Origin of the sequence: Thioclava sp. F36-6 (assembly GCF_002020305.1) — a bacterium.
Lineage (GTDB): Bacteria > Pseudomonadota > Alphaproteobacteria > Rhodobacterales > Rhodobacteraceae > Thioclava > Thioclava sediminum.
On the sequence record NZ_MPZX01000001.1, the window covers coordinates 918,790 to 937,893 of the forward strand.

The 19,104-nt window shown below is 65.1% G+C and carries 13 protein-coding genes; 10 read left to right on the top strand and 3 right to left on the bottom strand.

Annotation, left to right across the window (positions count from 1 at the left end):
- Positions 1-59 precede the first annotated feature (59 nt).
- Complete coding sequence (locus BMI88_RS04375; protein WP_078546378.1) at positions 60-1,073, bottom strand: ABC transporter substrate-binding protein; 1,014 nt, start codon at positions 1,071-1,073, stop codon at positions 60-62.
- 174 nt (positions 1,074-1,247) lie between these two features.
- Positions 1,248-3,164: a 5'-nucleotidase C-terminal domain-containing protein gene (locus tag BMI88_RS04380; protein ID WP_078546380.1), complete on the bottom strand. Its 1,917-nt coding sequence runs from the start codon at positions 3,162-3,164 to the stop codon at positions 1,248-1,250.
- A gap of 234 nt (positions 3,165-3,398) precedes the next feature.
- On the opposite strand from BMI88_RS04380, the gene nudC reads away from it, so the two are divergent.
- Both nudC and BMI88_RS04390 read left to right on the top strand, forming a co-directional pair.
- Complete coding sequence (nudC, locus tag BMI88_RS04385) at positions 3,399-4,430, top strand: NAD(+) diphosphatase (protein WP_078546382.1); 1,032 nt, start codon at positions 3,399-3,401, stop codon at positions 4,428-4,430.
- Positions 4,431-4,494: 64 nt separating this feature from the next.
- Positions 4,495-4,962, top strand: coding sequence for an SRPBCC family protein (locus BMI88_RS04390; RefSeq protein ID WP_078546384.1), 468 nt, complete (start codon positions 4,495-4,497; stop codon positions 4,960-4,962).
- 11 nt (positions 4,963-4,973) lie between these two features.
- Here BMI88_RS04390 and BMI88_RS04395 read toward each other — a convergent pair whose 3' ends face one another.
- Positions 4,974-5,831, bottom strand: a complete 858-nt coding sequence (locus BMI88_RS04395) for a prephenate dehydratase (RefSeq protein ID WP_078539653.1) — start codon at positions 5,829-5,831, stop codon at positions 4,974-4,976.
- Positions 5,832-6,035: 204 nt separating this feature from the next.
- On the opposite strand from BMI88_RS04395, the gene BMI88_RS04400 reads away from it, so the two are divergent.
- The 8 genes from BMI88_RS04400 (at position 6,036) to BMI88_RS04435 (ending at position 18,767) form a co-directional block, all read left to right on the top strand.
- Positions 6,036-6,584, top strand: coding sequence for a cytochrome c family protein (locus BMI88_RS04400; RefSeq protein ID WP_078519577.1), 549 nt, complete (start codon positions 6,036-6,038; stop codon positions 6,582-6,584).
- 152 nt (positions 6,585-6,736) lie between these two features.
- On the top strand, positions 6,737-8,653 hold the full coding sequence (locus BMI88_RS04405) for an extracellular solute-binding protein (protein WP_078546386.1): 1,917 nt from the start codon (positions 6,737-6,739) through the stop codon (positions 8,651-8,653).
- Positions 8,654-8,685: 32 nt separating this feature from the next.
- A complete protein-coding gene (locus tag BMI88_RS04410) occupies positions 8,686-9,843 on the top strand; it encodes an ABC transporter permease subunit (RefSeq protein ID WP_078539650.1) in 1,158 nt (385 codons plus the stop codon).
- Positions 9,843-10,955 carry an ABC transporter permease gene (locus BMI88_RS04415; protein ID WP_078546388.1) on the top strand — a complete coding sequence of 371 codons (1,113 nt, stop codon included), beginning with the start codon at positions 9,843-9,845 and terminating at the stop codon, positions 10,953-10,955. The genes BMI88_RS04410 and BMI88_RS04415 overlap by 1 nt, the downstream gene beginning before the upstream one ends.
- Positions 10,952-12,562: an ABC transporter ATP-binding protein gene (locus tag BMI88_RS04420; protein WP_078546390.1), complete on the top strand. Its 1,611-nt coding sequence runs from the start codon at positions 10,952-10,954 to the stop codon at positions 12,560-12,562. Before BMI88_RS04415 ends, BMI88_RS04420 begins: the two co-directional genes overlap by 4 nt.
- Positions 12,559-13,785: a glycosyltransferase gene (locus BMI88_RS04425; protein ID WP_078546392.1), complete on the top strand. Its 1,227-nt coding sequence runs from the start codon at positions 12,559-12,561 to the stop codon at positions 13,783-13,785. Before BMI88_RS04420 ends, BMI88_RS04425 begins: the two co-directional genes overlap by 4 nt.
- A gap of 96 nt (positions 13,786-13,881) precedes the next feature.
- Entirely contained in the window at positions 13,882-15,357 is a 1,476-nt protein-coding gene (locus BMI88_RS04430) for a DNA polymerase Y family protein (protein ID WP_078546394.1), read from the top strand.
- Between the two features lie 104 nt (positions 15,358-15,461).
- Positions 15,462-18,767 carry an error-prone DNA polymerase gene (locus BMI88_RS04435; protein ID WP_246831837.1) on the top strand — a complete coding sequence of 1,102 codons (3,306 nt, stop codon included), beginning with the start codon at positions 15,462-15,464 and terminating at the stop codon, positions 18,765-18,767.
- The last annotated feature ends 337 nt before the right edge of the window (positions 18,768-19,104 follow it).

The following is a 19,104-nucleotide window of genomic DNA, read 5'->3' on the forward strand; positions in this document are numbered from 1 at the left end:
AGAAGGCAGAGAAAAGGGGCGGGCGCGTCTGCGGCGCCCGCCCCTGAGACGGTGACGGATCAGTCGATCTTCAGCTCTGCCGCGTCGGGCAGGTATTCGCTGTCGAAATAGAGCGCCGCGTCAGGCGTGTTCTGGAACTCGTAGACGGTTTTCGTCTGCTCGATCGCGGTGGCCATACGGTCCGCGTCGATGCCGCCCATGCCGTTTTCCTTGACGTAATCGGTCAGGACGTTGGCATCGATCGCCATCTGCAGGCGCTCGGTCTCCAGATCCTTGTCGGCGGCGGGGTTGCGCTTGAGAAGCGCGTCCACGGCCTTGCCCGGATCGGCCACGGCGGCTTTCCAGCCCTCGGCGGTCGCTTTGATGAAGCCGGTGATCTCTTCGGGATGCGCCTTCGCGTAATCGGTGTTCACGATGATCGCGTTGCCGTACAGCGCCACGCCGTAATCGGCCATCAGCAGGATCGACTGGTCATCCATGCCGACGCCGAGGCGCTTGAGGTTGAGCGTCGAGGAGAAGGAGAAGCCGGTGACCGCATCGACCTTGCCCTCGGCCAGCATCGGCTCGCGCGTGGGGAAGCCGACGGGTTCGACCTTGATCTTGTCCATGTCGAGGCCGGTCTCCTTGGCGAAGATCGGGAATTGCGCCCAGGCACCATCCGGCGGCGGCGCGCCCAGCACCTTGCCTTCGAGGTCTTTGGGCTCGTTCACGCCCTGCGACTTGCGGCCGACCACGGCAAAGGGCGGCTTGTCATAGACCATCATCACGGCGGTGACGGGTGCGCCGGGGTTCTGGTCGAGGAATTTCATCAGCGAGTTGATATCGGCGAAGCCCACCGGATAGGCACCGGTCGCCACTTTCGGAATCGCGTCGAGCGAGCCCTTGCCCTCTGCGATCTCGACGTCGAGCCCGGCATTGCCGTAATAGCCCTCGTCCACTGCAAGGAAATAGGGCGCCGAGGGGCCTTCGAATTTCCAGTCCAGTGCGAAAGGCATCTTGGTTTCGGCCTGTGCCAGCGTGGCCGAGAGGCCGAGCGCGAGCGCCGCGAAAAGCCCCGGTTTGATGTGCAGCATGATATCCCTCACTTCGTTAATCCGTTTTCGCCCCGATCCTGACCGGCGGCGCGCGGGGGTAAACTCAAACCGCGCGCGCCATGCGAACAGGCGGGGCGCTCACGGTTCCGTGATTAAGTTTTGGGCGGGGTGCTGTAAGAATGCAAGAAAATTAGGCGCGGCATCGGCGGGCGCTCAGAGCGAAATCTCCAGGGGCAGAAACCCATTCGCGTCGACCGGCCCGGAAGACGCGCGCAGCCCCGCCTGTTCCAGTTCGCAGAGATAGGCCGCGGCACCGGGACCCGTATGGTAGAGCGCGCGCGCACCGGGCAGGGGAGAGAACCGCCAAATCGGGGGCGCGTCGAGATGCAGCGGTCCCTCCTGCGCATCGATCTCTTCGAGCAACAGGTCGCGCACCAGCACCGGCTCCGGATCGATTGGAACGGGACGGCCTCGCCGCTTGAAGCCGCCGCCGCCCGACAGGCGGAAATCATTGCTGACGACGATGAAGCGGTCGGTGTTGCTGATCCGAGCGCCCTCATGGCGCAGGTCGCGGATGCGCCCGGGCGCGGCGGGGCGCAGGCTGCCATCGGGGCGGAAACGCGGGGGTTGAGAGAGGTCGATCTCGTAGGTGATCCCCGAGATCACGTCGAAATGGTAGCTCGCGAAGGTGAGGTCGCAGAGCATCCGCAACTGCCCGTCGGGATGCTGCTGGTTGTAGATCGAGGCCGCCTGTTCGAGCCAGTCGCGCAGCTCCGCGCCGTTCAGCTCCACCGCGCCGACCGTATTATTGAACAGGTAGATGTCGTCGACATGGCTCATCCGAAGCGGGCCGGGGGGGATGTCGATGAAATGGGCCGAGCCCGCCGCGCCGCCCGATTTGAAGCTCGACGCGGCGCCGAGCAGGGGCAAATCCGCCTCGGGGCGACCGGCGAGCCGTTCGCGGGCGAAGCGCCGCTTCGCCGCGCTGATCAGCGCGAGCGTCCGGTCGGGTGCGATCTGTGTGAAATAGCTGTGCAGCGGCTCCGCAGTGGTGCCGATGGGGCGGCGGATGTGATCGAGCGTGCGGCGATGGGCGCGATCGGAGGCGGCGAGCACCGCCGCGCTGTCCGGCCCGGTCTCTTGCTGCGCCGGGCGCAGTTCCGCCCGATGTGCCGCGAGTCTCCAGCCGTCCTGCGTCTGTTCCAGCACGAGGTCGAGCACCCCCAGATGTGTGCCGCGCGCGCCCGCATTGAGCGCGGGCTTGCCGTGAAGCGTGCCGAGAACGGGGTCGATCCCCGCGAAGGCCGGCCGTGTGGCATCGGGAAAGCCATGATGGTCATGCCCGGCCAGCACGACGTCGATCCCGTCGAGCCGCGCGACCGCGAGCGCCGCCCGTTCGGCAGAGTGTTCGGGGTCTTGCGATTCCTCGTCCAGTGGCGGCAGGGGCGAAATCCCGGTATGGGCGAGGGCGATCACAAGATCGGCGCCCGAGGCGCGGACCAGTTGCAGCTGAGCCTCCGTCGCCTCCAGGAGCGAAGAGGTCGAAAGCTCGGCCCCGGGCCGGGCCTCGAGCCAGGCGAGGCTGGGGGGCGGCAGCACGCCGATCACCGCGATGCGCAGGGTCTGCTCGGTGCCGTGACTGTCGAGCAGGCGGCGTTCGAGCATCGCCCAAGGGCGGATCGGCGTGCCGATGGAGGCGCTCAAATTGGCGCAGAGCATCGGAAACTTCGCCGCTTCCAGCGCTTGAGCGAGCGGCCCGATCCCGAAATCGAACTCATGATTGCCAAGCGCCGCCGCGTCGTAGCCCAGAGCGTTCATCGCCGCGATCATCGGGTTCTCGCCGTCGTGGCTACCTGCGATCTCGCATGGCTCGCTCCAGAGCTGCGTCAACGGCGTGCCCTGAAGGAAATCGCCGCAATCGAACAGAAGGCAGTTCGGGGCTTCGCTGCGCGCTTGCGCGATTTCCGAGGCCAGCGCTGCCAAGCCTCTGCGCGGGGCGGGGCGGTCGTTGAAGTAATCGTAGCCCCGAGCTTGACCATGCAAATCGGTCGTCTCGAGAAGCCTCAGCGCGAGTGTGACGCGCTGATCCGAAAACTGGCCGGGCCAATCCCGGTCAGACAGTTTTCCCATATGATCCCCTTGGCCCGAAATTGACCTTTTATCGTTGTAATGCCGCCTTTTGGCGGTCGCGTGTCCCCATACGCAACCTAGAGTAGAGGTCGGTCATTTGCCAAGTTTTAAATTGACGTAACGTACTCGCGAGGTAAGGCGGGTGGCGAATGTGGCCGATGCGCGTCACCTGATCGGCACTGGTCTCGGGTCGCCGGCTCGTGGCATGGGTAGGGCGTTCCGCAGGAGTTTTTCATGCCGCCCGATTCCCTCGCCGAGACCCAGCAACTGATTTCGCAACCCGCCCGGTTGTCTCAAAGACGTGCGCTCGATCCGCGGGGGCTGGCCTTCGCCGAAGCGCCGGGCGCATTGGAACGGGCGGCGCATCTGCGGGGCGATGCAGAGCGGCTCGCGGAGCTGCGCGCAGGCGAGGCTGCGCGGGTGGTTGCACTTTGGCGCGGGCGTCCGCTGTTCGGGCCCGAAGGGCTGCACCTTCTGCGCGCGGGCGAAGCGGCGCTCGAGGCGATGCCGGGACCGGAGATATTCCTCGGGAGTCACGACGGGCTTGCGCTGTTTTCCCGCGATGTGTCTGCGTTCGAGCCTGATGGCGAACGACCCGATGGGGCTGCCTTCTTCGACGCCTCCGAGCAGCGCCATCCCGATCTGCCCGACGATATCGTCTTTGCCGAGCTGCGCGGGCGGATGGGGTTTCTGAGCCCGGTCGAGGCGGAGATCGCAGCCACCGCGCGCGGGCTCGTGGAATGGCATCGGACCCATCGCTTCTGCTCCACCTGCGGCGCCGAGAGCGAGCCCGAACAGGCGGGCTGGCACCGGCGCTGCCCGGTCTGCGAGCGACACCATTTCCCGCGCACCGATCCGGTGGTGATCATGCTGATTACGCATGGCAACCAGCTCTTGCTGGGACGCGGCCCGCATTGGCCCGAGACGATGTATTCCTGCCTCGCGGGGTTCATGGAACCGGGCGAGACGGTGGAGGCCGCCGTGCGCCGCGAGGTCTTCGAGGAAAGCGGCGTCGCGGTGGGCGAGGTCTCTCTCGTGGCCTCGCAACCCTGGCCGTTTCCGGCTTCTCTGATGCTGGGCTGTCGCGGGGTGGCGACCACCACCGAGATCACCATCGACCCGGTCGAGATCGCCGATGCGCTCTGGATCAGCCGCGAGCGGCTGCTGCAGGTGGTGGCGGGGCGCGATCCTGAGATATCTGCGCCACGCCAAGGTGCGATTGCCGGCTGGCTGATGCGCGAGTGGCTTGCAGATCGGCTGGAATGAGGCCAGTTTGCCCCGCACGGTGCGCCACTCCCCGGCCTCCGATCTGCCCTGAGGACCCCGCTTTATGAAATTGTCGACCCGCACAGATATTTCCGCGCCCGCCGGTTTCGTCTTCGAGCGGCTCGCGGATTTCGGCAGCTTCGAGCGTGTGGCGATGCGGCGCGGGATCACGCTGAAACGACTCGACACGCTGAGCGAACCCGGCGCAGGCATGTCCTGGGATATCGGCTTTCGCTTTCGCGGCAAGCAGCGCCAGATGATCACCGATGTGAAGCAATTCGAAGTGCCGGAGCTGATCGTCTACGAGGGCGTGTCGAACAGTTTCGAGGCGGTGATGGATTTCGATCTGACCGATCTGTCGAAGACGCGCACGCGGTTGTTGGTGGGGTTGGACCTGAGGCCGCGCAGCCTCGGCGCGCGGCTGATGATCCAGTCGGCCAAGCTCGGCAAGGGCAATCTGGAACGCCGCTTCAAGGAGCGGATCGAACAATTCGCGCAGGATATCGAGCGTCAGCACGAGAAAAGCGCCTGACGCCCTGATCCTCAGCCGTCGCGTTCGGGGGCGGCCGGATAGACGCCCAGAATTTCCAGATAGCTGGTGAAGTAGTCGAGTTCTTCGAGCGCACGCGCCAGCGCCGGATCGTCCGGGTGGCCTTCGACATCGGCGTAGAACTGGGTCGCGGTGAAATGCCCGCCGACCATGTAGCTTTCCAGCTTGGTCATGTTCACGCCGTTGGTCGCGAAGCCGCCCATCGCCTTGTAGAGCGCGGCCGGGATGTTGCGCACCCGGAAGACGAAGGTGGTCATCATCTTCTCGCCGCGCGGGCGGGTGTCGGGCTCGGTGCCCATGATCAGGAAGCGCGTGGTGTTATGCGCGTGATCCTCGATATGGCGGGCGAGGATGTTGAGGCCATAGGTCTCGGCGGCCATGTCGGAGGCCAGCACGCCGACGCTGCGGGTCTGGGCCTGCACGAGCTCGGCGGCGGCGCCCGCGCTGTCGGCGGCGGCTTCGCCACGGATGCCGTAGCGCGCAAGGAAGCTCGCCGCCTGCGGCAGAAGCACCAGATGCGCGCGGACCTTTTCCAGCTCTTCGATCTCGACGCCGGGCAGGGCCATCAGGCTGATATGCACGCGCACGAAGGCCTCATCGAGAATATGCAGTCCCGATTCCGGCAACAGGCGGTGAATGTCGGCCACCCGCCCGTAGGTCGAATTCTCCACCGGCAGCATCGCGAGATCGGCATCGCCTTTCTTCACGGCGGCGATCACGTCCTCGAAGGTGCGGCAGGGGACAGGCTCGAGGTCCGGGCGTGCGTCGCGGCAGGCCTGATGCGAATAGGCGCCCAGCTCGCCCTGAAAGGCGATCCGACCGGTTTTCGGCGATTGTCCTTGGCGGCTCATGTGCAATCCCCCGCACTGATCTTGTCTTGCGCCCTGCCTAGCCCGTGCCCGCGCGGAAGGGAAGGGCCGGGGCGCGGGAGGCTCACGCTGCGTCATTCATTATCCACCCTCTGAAAATCCGATCACATCTGGTAAAGTTCCCTTGATCTGAAAGGCCCTGTGCGGATAGATGCGCGGGACGACGACGCATATCAGGGACGAGACATGTTCAATACCATGACCTTTACCAAGGCGGCGGGCGCGTTTCTGGGCGCGTTGCTGTTCTTCCTGCTCACGGCCTGGGCCTCGAGCGCGCTCTATACCGTTGGCGAGAGCCACGACGCTTCGGGCGGCAGCGAGCACGAAATGAAGGACATGATGTCCGCAGCCCCCGGTGATCTGCTGGCGACTGAGGACGCAGGCGATGGCGCGGCTCAGGAAGAGGAAGTCGCACAGATCGAGCTTGGCACCGGCGACGCGGCCAAGGGCGAGAAGATCTTCGGCAAGTGCAAGGCCTGCCACTCGATGGAAGGCAAGAACGGCGTTGGCCCGCATCTCGATGGTGTGGTCGGTCGCGCGGTCGCCTCGGTCGGGGACTTCTCCTATTCGGACGCCCTCAAGAGCCACGGTGGCGAATGGACGCTCGAAGCGCTCAACTCGTGGCTGGAGAACCCGAAAGACTACATCCCGGGCAACAAGATGTCCTTTGCCGGTCTGAAGAAGCCCGAAGATCGCAACGACGTGATCGCCTATCTGCAAGAGAATTCGAACTGAGGCAAATCCCTCTCGAATCTTCTCAAGGCCGCCTCTTTGGGCGGCCTTTTGCATTTCCCGTCCTGCTTTACAGATTCGTAACTTGCTCCCTGCGCACTTAGGCTTTTAGCTAGGCAGACGCGAAAACGCTTTGGAGCAGGGAGCAGGTGTGCATGGCAAAAGCGCGAGTGGCGAGTAAAGCGATCGATACGGATTGGACGCAGGTGGCGCCGCGCGCGCTGAGCGGGCTGGTTGCAGCGGGTCTGATCTGGGCGGGACTGGCCTTTGGCGCACATGCACAAGACAGCACGCAAAGCGGCGATACGATCACCTCCTACGGGATCGCGACGCTCGGGCACCTGAAATATCCCGCCGATTACACCCATCTCGATTACGTCAATCCGGACGCGCCGAAGGGTGGAGAAATCTCGGAATGGGCGCCGGGCGGGTTCGACAATTACAATCCCTATTCGATTCAGGGCCGCGCCGCCGCGCTGTCCTCGGTTCCGCTGGAATCGCTGATGGAGGGCACCGCCGACACGGTGGGGGAGCTGTATTGCCTGCTCTGCAAAAGCCTTGAATATCCGCCGAGCAAGGACTGGGTCGTCTTCACGCTGCGCGACGGGATCAAGTTCTCCGACGGCACGCCGCTGACCGCGCAGGATGTGGTCTTCTCATATGAGCAGCTGCGCGACAAAGGGCTGAGCTCCTTCCGCGCGGTGATCGCCCAGCAGGTCAAATCCGCCGAGGCGATCGACGACACGCACATCCGTTTCGAGTTCCAGCCCGATTACCCGCGGCGCGATATCATCCAGTCGGTGGCGTCGCTGCCGATCTTCTCCAAGGCGCAGTTCGAAAAGGAGAACATCGACCTGTCGCAGACCTCGCCGGTGCCTTTCATCGGCTCGGGGCCGTACGTGTTCGACAGCGTCAAAAGCAATCGCGCGATCACGTGGAAGCGCAACCCCGACTATTGGGGCAAGGACCTTCCGATCAACAAGGGCCGCTCGAATTTCGACAAGATCCGCGTCGAGTATTTCGGCGATTACCAGTCGGCTTTCGAGGGTTTCAAATCCGGCACCTACACCTTCCGCAACGAGGCCAGTTCGATCATCTGGGCCACTGCCTACGACTTCCCGGCGATGCAGACGGGCGAGGTCGTGAAGGCGGAACTGCCCAACGGCAATATCGCCTCGGGGCAGGGCTTCGCGATCAATCTGCGCGAGCCGAAATTCGACGACATCCGCGTGCGCGAGGCGCTAGGGCTCGTCTTCAATTTCGAGTGGTCGAACGAAACGCTGTTCTACGGCCTCTATGATCGGGTCGAAAGCTTCTGGGAAAATTCCAAGCTGCAGGCGCAGGGCAAGCCCTCGGACGCGGAGAAGAAGATCCTCGAGCCGCTCGCCAAGGACCTTCCCGACGGTGTCCTGACCGACGACGCGGTGATCCAGCCGGTCTCGGGCAAGCGCCAGCTGGACCGCAAGAACATGCGCAAGGCGGCGAAGCTGCTTGAAGAAGCGGGCTGGACCGTCGGCGATGACGGGATGCGTCGCAACGCCGAGGGAGAGAAACTGACCGTGGCGATCCTCAATGACAGCCAGACCTTCGACCGTGTCATCAACCCTTATGTGCAGAACCTGCGCGCGCTCGGCATCGACGCCAGAATGGACCGCGTCGACGACAGCGAATATGAGAACCGCCGTCGCAGCCACGACTTCGACATGATCACCACCCATCTGGGGCAGGACGAAATCCCCGGCTCGAACCTGCAGCAGTATTTCGGCTCGGGCTCGACCGATGACGTGTTCAACGCGATGGGGCTGAAGAACCCGGCGATCGACAAGATGATCCGGATGGTCGAAGAGGCGAATACCGAAGAAGAGCTGCTGCCGCGCGTCCATGCGCTGGACCGCAGCCTGCGCGCCCTGCGCTTCTGGGTGCCGCAATGGTTCAAGCCCACCTATACGGTCGCTTACTACGATATGTACGATCACCCGAAAAACTTGCCGCCTTACGCTCTGGGAGAGCTGGATTTCTGGTGGTATGACGCCGACAAGGCCAAGAAACTGAAAGCGAGCGGCGCACTCTGAGCGACCGCCGATAAACGAGCAGAGGGCCGGACATGGGCGCCTATATCCTGCGGCGATTGCTGATGGTGATCCCCACTTTGTTGGGAATCATGATCATCAACTTCACGCTGACGCAATTCGTCCCCGGCGGGCCGATCGAGCAAGTGATCGCCCGCGTGCAGGGCGAGGCGGATTCGATGCGCAATATCTCGGGCGGCGGGGATGCGGGTACGCAGAACCAGGGCGGCGTCGAGGATAGCGGCTATCAGGGCGCGCGCGGCATCTCTCCGGAGCTGCTCAATCAGCTCGAGGTGCAGATGGGCTTCGCGCGGATCGTCTGCGATGATGGCTTCACCGGCACGCCCGATCTGGCGGACCCGGCCTGCCACAAGGAGAAGATCCCCGCCTGGCAGCGCTTCGCGATCATGATGAAGGGCTATCTGACCTTCGATTTCGGCAACAGCTTCTTCCGCAACGAGAGCGTCGTGAATCTCGTGATCGACAAGATGCCGGTCTCGATCACGCTGGGCCTGTGGTCGACGATCCTCGCCTATATCATCTCGATTCCGCTGGGCATCCGCAAAGCGGTGCGCGACGGCACGCCCTTCGACACCTGGACCTCCGGCGCGATCATCGTGGGCTACGCGATCCCGGGCTTCCTGTTCGCGGTGATGCTGATGGTGCTGTTCGCGGGCGGCAGCTATTTCAAGATATTCCCGCTGCGCGGCCTGACATCGGATAATTTCGACCAGCTGACGATGATCGGAAAGGCGCTCGATTACCTGTGGCACATCGCGCTGCCGGTGACGGCGACGACGATCGCGAGCTTCGCCACGATGACGCTGCTGACGAAGAACTCCTTCCTCGACGAGATCAACAAGCAATACGTGATGACCGCCCGCGCCAAGGGCCTGTCCGAGAAGAAGGTCCTCTACGGCCACGTCTTCCGCAACGCGATGCTGATCGTGATCGCGGGCTTCCCGGCGCAGTTCCTCGGCATCTTCTTCGGCGCGTCGATCATCGTGGAGACGATCTTCTCGCTCGACGGTCTGGGCCTGCTGGGCTTCCAGGCGGCGGTGGAGCGCGACTACCCGGTGATCTTCGGCACGCTCTATATGTTCGGGCTGATCTCGCTCGTCGTGAATATCATCTCCGACATGATGTATGTCTTCGTTGACCCGCGGATCGATTTCGAGAAGAGGTCCGGCTGATGGCATTGTCTCCTCTCAACCAACGCCGCTGGCGCAACTTCAAGGCCAATCGCCGCGCCTTCTGGTCCGCGATCATCTTCGCCGTGCTCTTCGTCCTCGCGATGTTCGCGGAGTTCATCGCGAACGACAAACCCATCGTGGTGAGCTATCGCGGCGAGCTGTATTTCCCGATCTACAACTTCTACCCCGAGACAGCCTTCGGCGGCGATTTCCGCACCGAGGCGATCTATCGTGACCCGACCGTGCAATGCCTGATCGAGACCGGCGGCACCGAGGGCTGCTTCGACGCGGACGACCCGAACGCCTTCGCGAAACAGGCGCTGCAGGCGGGCGAGGTCGATGGCGAGAAGATCGAGAAGGGCTGGCTCCTCTGGCCGCCGATCCCCTACAGCTACAACACGATCAACGATGTGGGCACCGCGCCCTCGGCCCCCGATGCCGATCACTGGCTGGGCACGGACGACACTGCGCGCGACGTGCTGGCCCGGGTGATCTACGGCTTCCGCACCTCGGTGCTGTTCGCGCTGATCGTGACCGGGATCGGCTCGATCATCGGGATCGCGGCGGGTGCCGTGCAGGGCTATTTCGGCGGCAAGGTGGACCTGTTCTTCCAGCGTATTCTGGAGATCTGGTCTTCCACGCCCGCGCTTTACGTCATCATCATCCTCTTCGCGATCCTGGGCCGAAGTTTCTGGCTGCTTGTCATGGTCTCGATCCTCTTCGGCTGGCCCGCGCTGGTGGGTGTCGTCCGGGCCGAGTTCCTGCGCGCGCGCAATTTCGAATATGTCCGCGCCGCCCGTGCGCTTGGCGTGTCGGACCGGGTGATCATGTTCCGCCACATCCTGCCCAACGCGATGGTGGCGACGCTGACCATGCTGCCCTTCGTGATCACCGGCGCGATCGGCGCGCTCGCCTCGCTCGATTATCTGGGCTACGGGCTGCCGTCCTCCGCGCCGTCGCTTGGGGAGCTTGCGCTACAGGGCAAGCAGCACCTGCAAGCGCCGTGGCTGGCCTTCTCGGCCTTCTTCACCTTCGCCATCATGCTCTCGCTTCTGGTCTTCGTCTTCGAGGGTATCCGTGACGCGTTCGATCCCAGAAAGGTGTTCCGATGAAACCGGTTCTCGAGGTCGAAAACCTGAAGGTCGCCTTCAGCTCCGAGGGCAAATTCACCCCGGCCGTGAAAGGCGTGAGCTTCACCGTGAACGCGGGCGAGACTGTCGCGCTGGTGGGCGAGTCCGGCTCCGGCAAATCCGTGACCGCGCTCTCGACCGTGGCGCTGGTCGGGGGCAATTCCAAAGTCGAAGGCTCGATCCGCTACGAGGGCCGCGAGATGGTCGGCGCGACCGAGCGCGAGCTGATGCAGGTGCGCGGCAACGATATCAGCTTCATCTTTCAGGAGCCGATGACCTCGCTCAATCCGCTGCACACGCTGGAAAAGCAGATCGGCGAGAGCCTCGCGCTGCACCAGGGCGTGACCGGCGAAGAGGCCAAGAAACGCATCATCGACCTGCTCGACAAGGTCGGCATCCAGAACCCGGCGGACCGGCTGCAGGACTACCCGCACCAGCTCTCGGGCGGACAACGTCAGCGCGTGATGATCGCGATGGCGCTCGCCAATGGGCCGGACCTGCTGATCGCGGACGAGCCGACGACCGCGCTCGACGTGACGATTCAGGCGCAGATCCTCGAGCTGCTGGCCGATCTGAAGCGCGACATGGGGATGAGCCTTCTGTTCATCAGCCATGACCTCGGCGTGGTGCGGCGCATCGCGGACCGGGTCTGCGTGATGCAGCATGGCGAGATCGTGGAGCAGGGGAAGACCGAAGACATCTTCGCCAATCCGCAGCACCCCTATACCCGCAAACTGCTCGAGGCCGAACCCACCGGCCGCGCCGAACCGGTGCCCGAGAATGCGCCCGAACTGGTGCGCACCGAGCATCTGAAAATCTGGTTCCCGATCCAGCGCGGTCTGCTGCGCAAGACCATCGGCCATGTGAAGGCGGTCAATGATGCCTCGCTGTCGGTGAGGGCAGGGGAGACGCTGGGCATCGTCGGCGAATCCGGCTCGGGCAAGACCACGCTCGCCCTCGCGATCATGCGGCTCATCGCCTCCGAAGGGCCGATCATCTACGAGAACCAGGACATCTCCAGCTGGCAGGCGAACAAGCTGCGCGCGCTGCGTCGCGACATGCAGATCGTGTTCCAAGACCCGTTCGGCTCGCTCTCGCCGCGCATGACGGTGGAGCAGATCATCGGCGAGGGACTGACCGTCCACGGTGTCGATCCGGGCCGCAACCGCCGCGAGATGGTCGCCGAGATCATGGAGGAAACCGGGCTCGATCCGTCGATGATGGAGCGCTACCCGCATGAATTCTCGGGTGGTCAGCGCCAGCGGATCGCCATCGCCCGCGCGATGATCCTGCGCCCCAAGGTGGTGGTGCTGGACGAGCCGACCTCCGCGCTCGACATGACGGTGCAGGTGCAGATCGTGGACCTGCTGCGCGACCTGCAGAAGCGCCACGGGCTCGCCTATCTGTTCATCAGCCACGACCTGCGGGTGGTGCGCGCGCTCAGCCACAAGATCATGGTGATGAAGCGCGGCGACGTGGTCGAGGCGGGCAACGCGGCGGAGGTCTTCGCCAATCCGCAGACCGCCTATACCCGCCAGTTGATGGTGGCCGCCTTGGGGGAGAGTTCGCTGACCCCCGAGATTGCATGAAGATCCTCTTCGTTCACCAGAACTTCCCGGGCCAGTTCGTACATCTGGCACCGGCTCTGGCCGCGCGCGGGCATGACGTTCTGGCCCTGACGGTCGAGACGAACCAGCGCCCCTCGCCGGTGAAGGTGGTGAAATACCGTAAGCCCGAGCCGGTCGAGATGTCCTCGCGGCTCACGCGCCTCTACGCCGAAAGCGCGGCGCGCGGGGCAAAGGTCGCGCTCGCCGCCCGGCAGCTGCGCGACAAGCACGGCTATGTGCCGGATGTGATTTTCGGCCATTCCGGCTGGGGCGAGACGCTGTTCCTGCGCGAGGTCTGGCCCGAAGCGAAGCTCTTGGTCTATGCGGAACTCATGTATCGCACGACCGGGATGGACACGGATTTCGACGCCGAGTTCCAGCGCCCCGGCCTCGAGACCCGGATCTCCACCACCGCACGCTCGGCCCATCTGATCCAGTCGATGGTGCAAGCCGATGCGGGGCTTTCCCCGACCGAGTTTCAGGCCGAGACCTTCCCGCCGGAGCTGCGCGCCAAGCTCACCATCTGCCACGACGGGGTGGACTGCGCGCGGCTCGCACCGAACCCGCAGGTGCGCTTCACCGTGCCCGGAACGACGCTCACCCTCCGCCCCGGCGACGAGGTGCTGACCTTCGTGAACCGCTCGCTCGAACCCTATCGCGGCTACCACTCCTTCATGCGCGCGCTGCCCGATGTGCTGGCTGCGCGGCCCGAGGCACATGTGCTGATCGTGGGCGAGGAGGGGCAGAGCTATGGCGCCCCACCCAAGGACGCCAAAAGCTGGAAACAGAAATTCCTGGGCGAGGTGCGCGACCGGCTGGACATGAGCCGCGTGCATTTTCTGGGCCGCATCCCTTACGGCGATTACGTCGACATGCTCCATGTCAGCCGCACCCATGCCTATCTGACCTATCCCTTCGTGCTCAGCTGGTCGCTGATGGAATCGATGGCTGCCGGGTGTGCGGTGGTGGCGTCCGATACGGCCCCCGTGCGCGAGGTGATCACCGACGGGCAGACCGGGCGGTTGGTCGATTTCTTCGACATCCCCGGCTGGTCGAAGGCGCTCACCGAAGGGCTGGCGAGACCGCAAACATTCGCCCCGATGCGCGAGGCGGCCCGCGCCCATATCCTCGAGCGTTACGACCTGCGCACCCATTGCCTGCCGCGCCTGATCGCCTTCGTCGAGGGCGCGATCGCCACGCCCTGATACGCGCCCTTCCGCGAGACGGACTCGACTCCGCGTCCTGCGAGACTTAAAAAGAACAAAGCGCGAACAAATGACTCGAACCCTAGGCTCAGCGACATGCTCGACGAGCGCACACGGCGTATTCTCACCCTCTGGTTTCCCCGGCTGGCGAGCGACCGGGTTCTTCGGGCACGGCCCGTTGAGGGGCCCTTCGCGCTGGTCCTGCGCGAGGGCAATACCGACCGGCTGCACTGCCTGAACGCCGCCGCCGAGGGGCAGGGTCTCGCGCGCGGCATGGCGCTGTCCGAGGCCCGCGCCTTCTGCCCCGCGCTGCAGACCGCGCCTGCCGATCCTGCCCGCGAGGCGCAGTTTCTCGAAACCCTGCGCCGCTGGGCCACGCGCTATTGCCCTTGGGTGGGGCTGGAGGACGAGGGTCTGGTGCTCGACATCACCGGCTCGGATCACCTCTGGGGCGGGGAGGAGCCGATGATGGCCGAGATGGCCGCCCGGCTGGAGCGCGCCCGGATCACCGCGCGGCTGGGCCTCGCCGATACGCGCGGTGCGGCTTGGGCACTGGCGCATTTCGCCCCCGGCCGGGCCGCGCCGGGCGCGCGGCTCGCGGTTCTGGGCAAGCTGCCAGTGGCCGCGCTGCGCCTGCCGCATGACACGGTCACGGGGCTGCAGCGGCTGGGCCTGCGCGAGATCGGCGATCTGACCCGCACATCGCGCGCGCCGCTCGTGCGCCGCTTTGGCGCAGGGCTGATGGCTCGGCTCGATCAGGCCTTGGGCGATCTGCCCGAACAGGTCTCGCCGGTGGCCGATCCGCCCCATTACGGCACCCGCCTGACCCTGCCCGAACCGATCGGGCAGCAGGCCGACGTGATGGCGGGGATCGAGCGGCTGCTCGATCGGCTCTGCGTCAAACTCAAGGAAAACGAGACCGGCGCGCGGGTGCTCTGCCTCACCCTGCGCCGCGTCGATCAGGCCAGTCAGGAGGTCGAGCTGCGCCTCGCCACCCCGCTCCGCGACCCCACCCGGATCGCGGCCCTCTTCGCGCGCGGCATCGAGGATATCGACGCGGGATTCGGGATCGACCAGATGCGCCTCGCCGCCACGCAGGTCGAGGCACTGCCCGCCCGCCAGATCGGGGCCATCGCCACCGAGCGGCGCGACAAGCTGGGCGATCTGATCACCCGGATCGGGCTGCGCATCGGGCTGGAGAACGTCCAGCGCTACCTGCCCGCCGACAGCCATATCCCCGAGCGCAGCTTCCTGATCGCGCCCGCCGCCTTCACCGAGCCCGAGGGCAACTGGCATCAGCCGCACCCCCGCCCGCTGCGGCTGTTCCCGCCCGAGCCGCTCATCTCCGACGCCCCCGATCCGCCCCGCCGCTTCCGCTGGCGCCGCCAGTCGCTCAGCGCGGAACGCATCGAGGGGCCGGAACGGCTGACCCCGGAATGGTGGTTCGACGATCCGAACTGGCGGCGCGGGATGCGCGACTATTGGCGCGTCGAGACCGGGCAGGGGCTGCGGCTCTGGATGTTCCACACTCCCCAAGACCCCGGCTGGTATGTCGAGGGGGTCTTCGCATGACCGCCCCCTTCGCCTTGGCCGAAATATCCCGGGGGGCGCCCGACGGGCGCGGGGGCAGCGCCCCCTCGACGGTCGTGACCACCGCCAACACCCCCGCCATTCCGCTGGCCTATGCCGAGCTTTGCACCACCTCCAACTTCACCTTCCTCACCGGCGCATCCCACCCCGAGGAGCTGATGGTGCGCGCCGCCGAGCTGGGCCTCGAGGCCATCGCGATCACCGACCGCAACTCGCTCGCGGGCGTGGTCCGGGCGTTTTCGGCGCTCAAGGAGCTCAAGCGCGAGATCGGTGAGGCGCTGCGCATCCGCTCGGAAGTCCAGCGCGATGAAAGCTCCCGCCAGCCCATCGGCTCACCGCAGGATCTGGCCCGGCCAACCACCGCGAAACTGCCGAAGCTGATCGTCGGTGCGCGGCTGGTGCTCACCGATTGCCCGGTCGAATGGGTGGCGCTGCCCACCGACCGCGCGGCCTATCACCGGCTGAGCCAGCTTCTGACCCGCGGCAAGCGCCGGGCGGGGAAGGGGGAGTGTCACCTGACCCGCGCGGACCTGCTGGAGGGCTGCGCGGGGATGATCCTGATCGCCCTGCCGCCCGCCGATCTGGCCCGTGCCTACCGCCCGCTGCAGGAGATGCGGCGGCGCTTTCCGGGGCAGGTCTTCCTTGGCGCGCCGCCGCGCTATGACGGCTCGGATCAGCGCTGGTTCGATGCCTGCGCGGCGCTCGCGCTGAGGGCCTCGACGCCGATGGTGGCGACCGGCGACGTGCTGATGCATCGCGGGTCGCGCCGACAACTGGCCGATGTGCTGACCTGTCTGCGCGAGGGCTGCACCATCGACGCGCTTGGCACCCGCGCGCTGCCCAATGCGGAACGCCGCCTGAAAGGGGCCGAGGACATGGCGCGGCTCTACCGTCGCCACCCCGCAGCCCTGCGCCGAAGCTGCGAGATCGCGGCGCGCTGCGGCTTCGATCTCGACGAACTCAGCTACGAATATCCCGATGAGGTCGCTCAGAACGAACCTGCGCAGGACCGGCTTGACCGGCTCGCCCGCGAGGGGCTGGCCCGGCGCTCTCCGGGGGGGATTTCGGAACGTCACGCGGGGTTGCTGGAGAAGGAACTGCGCCTCGTCTCCGAGCTGGGTTTTGCCGCCTATTTCCTCACCGTCCACGATATCGTGGGCTTCGCCCGCAGCCGCGGCATCCTCTGTCAGGGGCGCGGCTCGGCGGCCAATTCGATCATCTGCTGGGCGCTTGGCATCACCGATGTCAGCCCCGACCAGATCGGCATGGTCTTCGAGCGCTTCATCTCGAAATATCGCGGCGAGCCGCCCGATATCGACGTCGATTTCGAGCATGAGCGCCGCGAGGAAGTCATCCAGTGGATCTACGAACGCTACGGCCGCGACCGCGCTGGCCTCTGCGCGACCGTGATCCATTTCCGCACCCGCGCCGCGATCCGCGAGGTGGGCAAGGTGATGGGGCTGAGCGCCGATGTCACGGCAAGCCTCGCGGGCCAGATCTGGGGCATTTCCGGCAAGGGGCCGGACCATGCGCGGATGGGCGAACTGGGCCTCGACCCCACCGATCGGCGGCTGTCGCAGACGCTGAAACTGATCGGCGAGATCATCGGATTTCCGCGCCATCTCAGCCAGCATGTCGGCGGCTTCGTCATCACGAAAGGCCGCCTCGACGCGCTCTGTCCGATCGAGAATGCCGCGATGGAGGGGCGCACCTGCATCGAATGGGACAAGGACGATATCGACACGCTGGGCATCCTGAAGGTCGATGTTCTCAGCCTCGGGATGCTCACCTGCATCCGCAAGAGCTTCGACCTTCTGGCGGGGCACGAGAAGCTCGATATGTCGCTCGCCACGATCCCGCAGGAGGACGCGCCGACCTATGACATGCTGTGTCGCGCCGATGCGGTGGGGGTGTTTCAGGTGGAGAGCCGGGCGCAGATGAACTTCCTGCCGCGGATGCGTCCGCGCATCTTCTATGACCTCGTGATCGAGGTCGCCATCGTCCGTCCCGGCCCCATTCAGGGCGGCATGGTCCACCCCTATATCAACCGTCGTCAGGGTCGCGAAAAGGTAGATTTCCCCTCGCAGGAACTGGAAGGCGTGCTGGGCAAAACTCTCGGCGTGCCGCTGTTCCAAGAACAGGCGATGCAGATCGCTGTGGTCGCGGCGGGCTTCACGCCGGAGGAGGCCGACCGCCTGCGCCGCTCGCTCGCGACCTTCCGCAAGATGGGCACGATCGGCACCTTCCGCGACCGGTTTGTCGAAGGGATGCTGGCGCGCGGCTACACGCCCGATTTCGCCGATCGCTGCTTTTCCCAGATCGAGGGGTTCGGCGAATACGGCTTTCCGGAAAGCCACGCGGCGGCCTTTGCGCATCTCACCTATGTCTCCTCCTGGCTGAAGTGCCACCACCCCGCGATCTTCGCCTGCGCGCTCCTGAATTCGCAGCCGATGGGCTTCTACGCCCCCGCCCAGATCGTGCGCGACGTGCGGGAACACGGGGTCGAAGTGCGGCCCGTTTGTGTGAACCATTCGGGCTGGGACAGCTCGCTGGAACGCCGCGCGGACGGGGCCCTGGCGTTGCGTCTGGGCTTTCGCCAGATCAAGGGATTTCGCGAGGAGGATGCGGGCTGGATCGTCGCTGCACGGGGCAATGGCTACCCCGATCCCGAGAGCCTGTGGCTGCGCGCGGGCACGCCGCCGCATGTGCTCGAACGGCTCGCCGAGGCCGATGGATTTGCCGGAATTGGCCTCACGCGGCGCGATGCGCTCTGGGCCGTGAAGGCGATCCGCGCCCCCGCGCCACTGCCGCTTTTCGCCGATCCGATGGATGGGGAAGGGGGGCGCGAACCGGCGGTGGAACTGCCCGCGATGCATCTGGGAGAGGAGGTCGTGGAGGATTACGTGGCGCTCAGATTGAGTCTCCGCGCCCATCCGATGGAGCTGCTGCGCCCCTCGATTTCCGGCCTCACACCGCATTGCGAACTGATCGGCACGCGGCAAAATCGGGTCACGGTTTGCGGCCTCGTGATCACCCGACAGCGCCCCGGAACGGCCTCCGGGGTGATCTTCATCACCCTCGAAGACGAGACCGGCGTGAGCAATGTCGTGGTCTGGCCGAAGCTCTATGAGCGGTTCCGCCGGGCGGTGATGGGCGGGCGTCTTCTGCGGGTCTCGGGGCGGCTCGAACGGGAGGGGGTGGTGGTCCATCTGATCGCCGAAAAGATCGAGGATCTGTCCCCGCGACTGGCCGATCTGGGCCACCCGCTCGACGACGTTCTGGGCCTCACCACACCCCAGGCGGACGACGCTCCGAGGCTCCGTCCGCAGACCACCGCGCGCCATCCGCGCGAGCAGGCGAAACGGCTTTTTCCGAGCCGAGATTTCCATTGAAACCGGGCCTCTACCGCCCGTCGCGCGACACTTTGCCCGGTGCGGCGATTCGCCTCGCCTTGGACGCAATTGTTTTCGTAACGTCAAGGACGCCCTGTGGATAAGTTTCATTGTTGACGCTAAGTAAGTATATTAAGTCACTGAAATATATATGTTTCATATGATTTCGGCGCCCTGTGGATACTATTTTCGTTGCAATATTGCTGCGTGAGTTCAGCCTAAAGGAGAGCAAAATTTCGTCAGATGGCGGAACCGCGTTCATATCGCAACTTGGGGAGGGAGCTTGCCGATATCGGTGAGCTTCAGGCGCGTCTTGTCTTTATTTGGCTTGACCAGT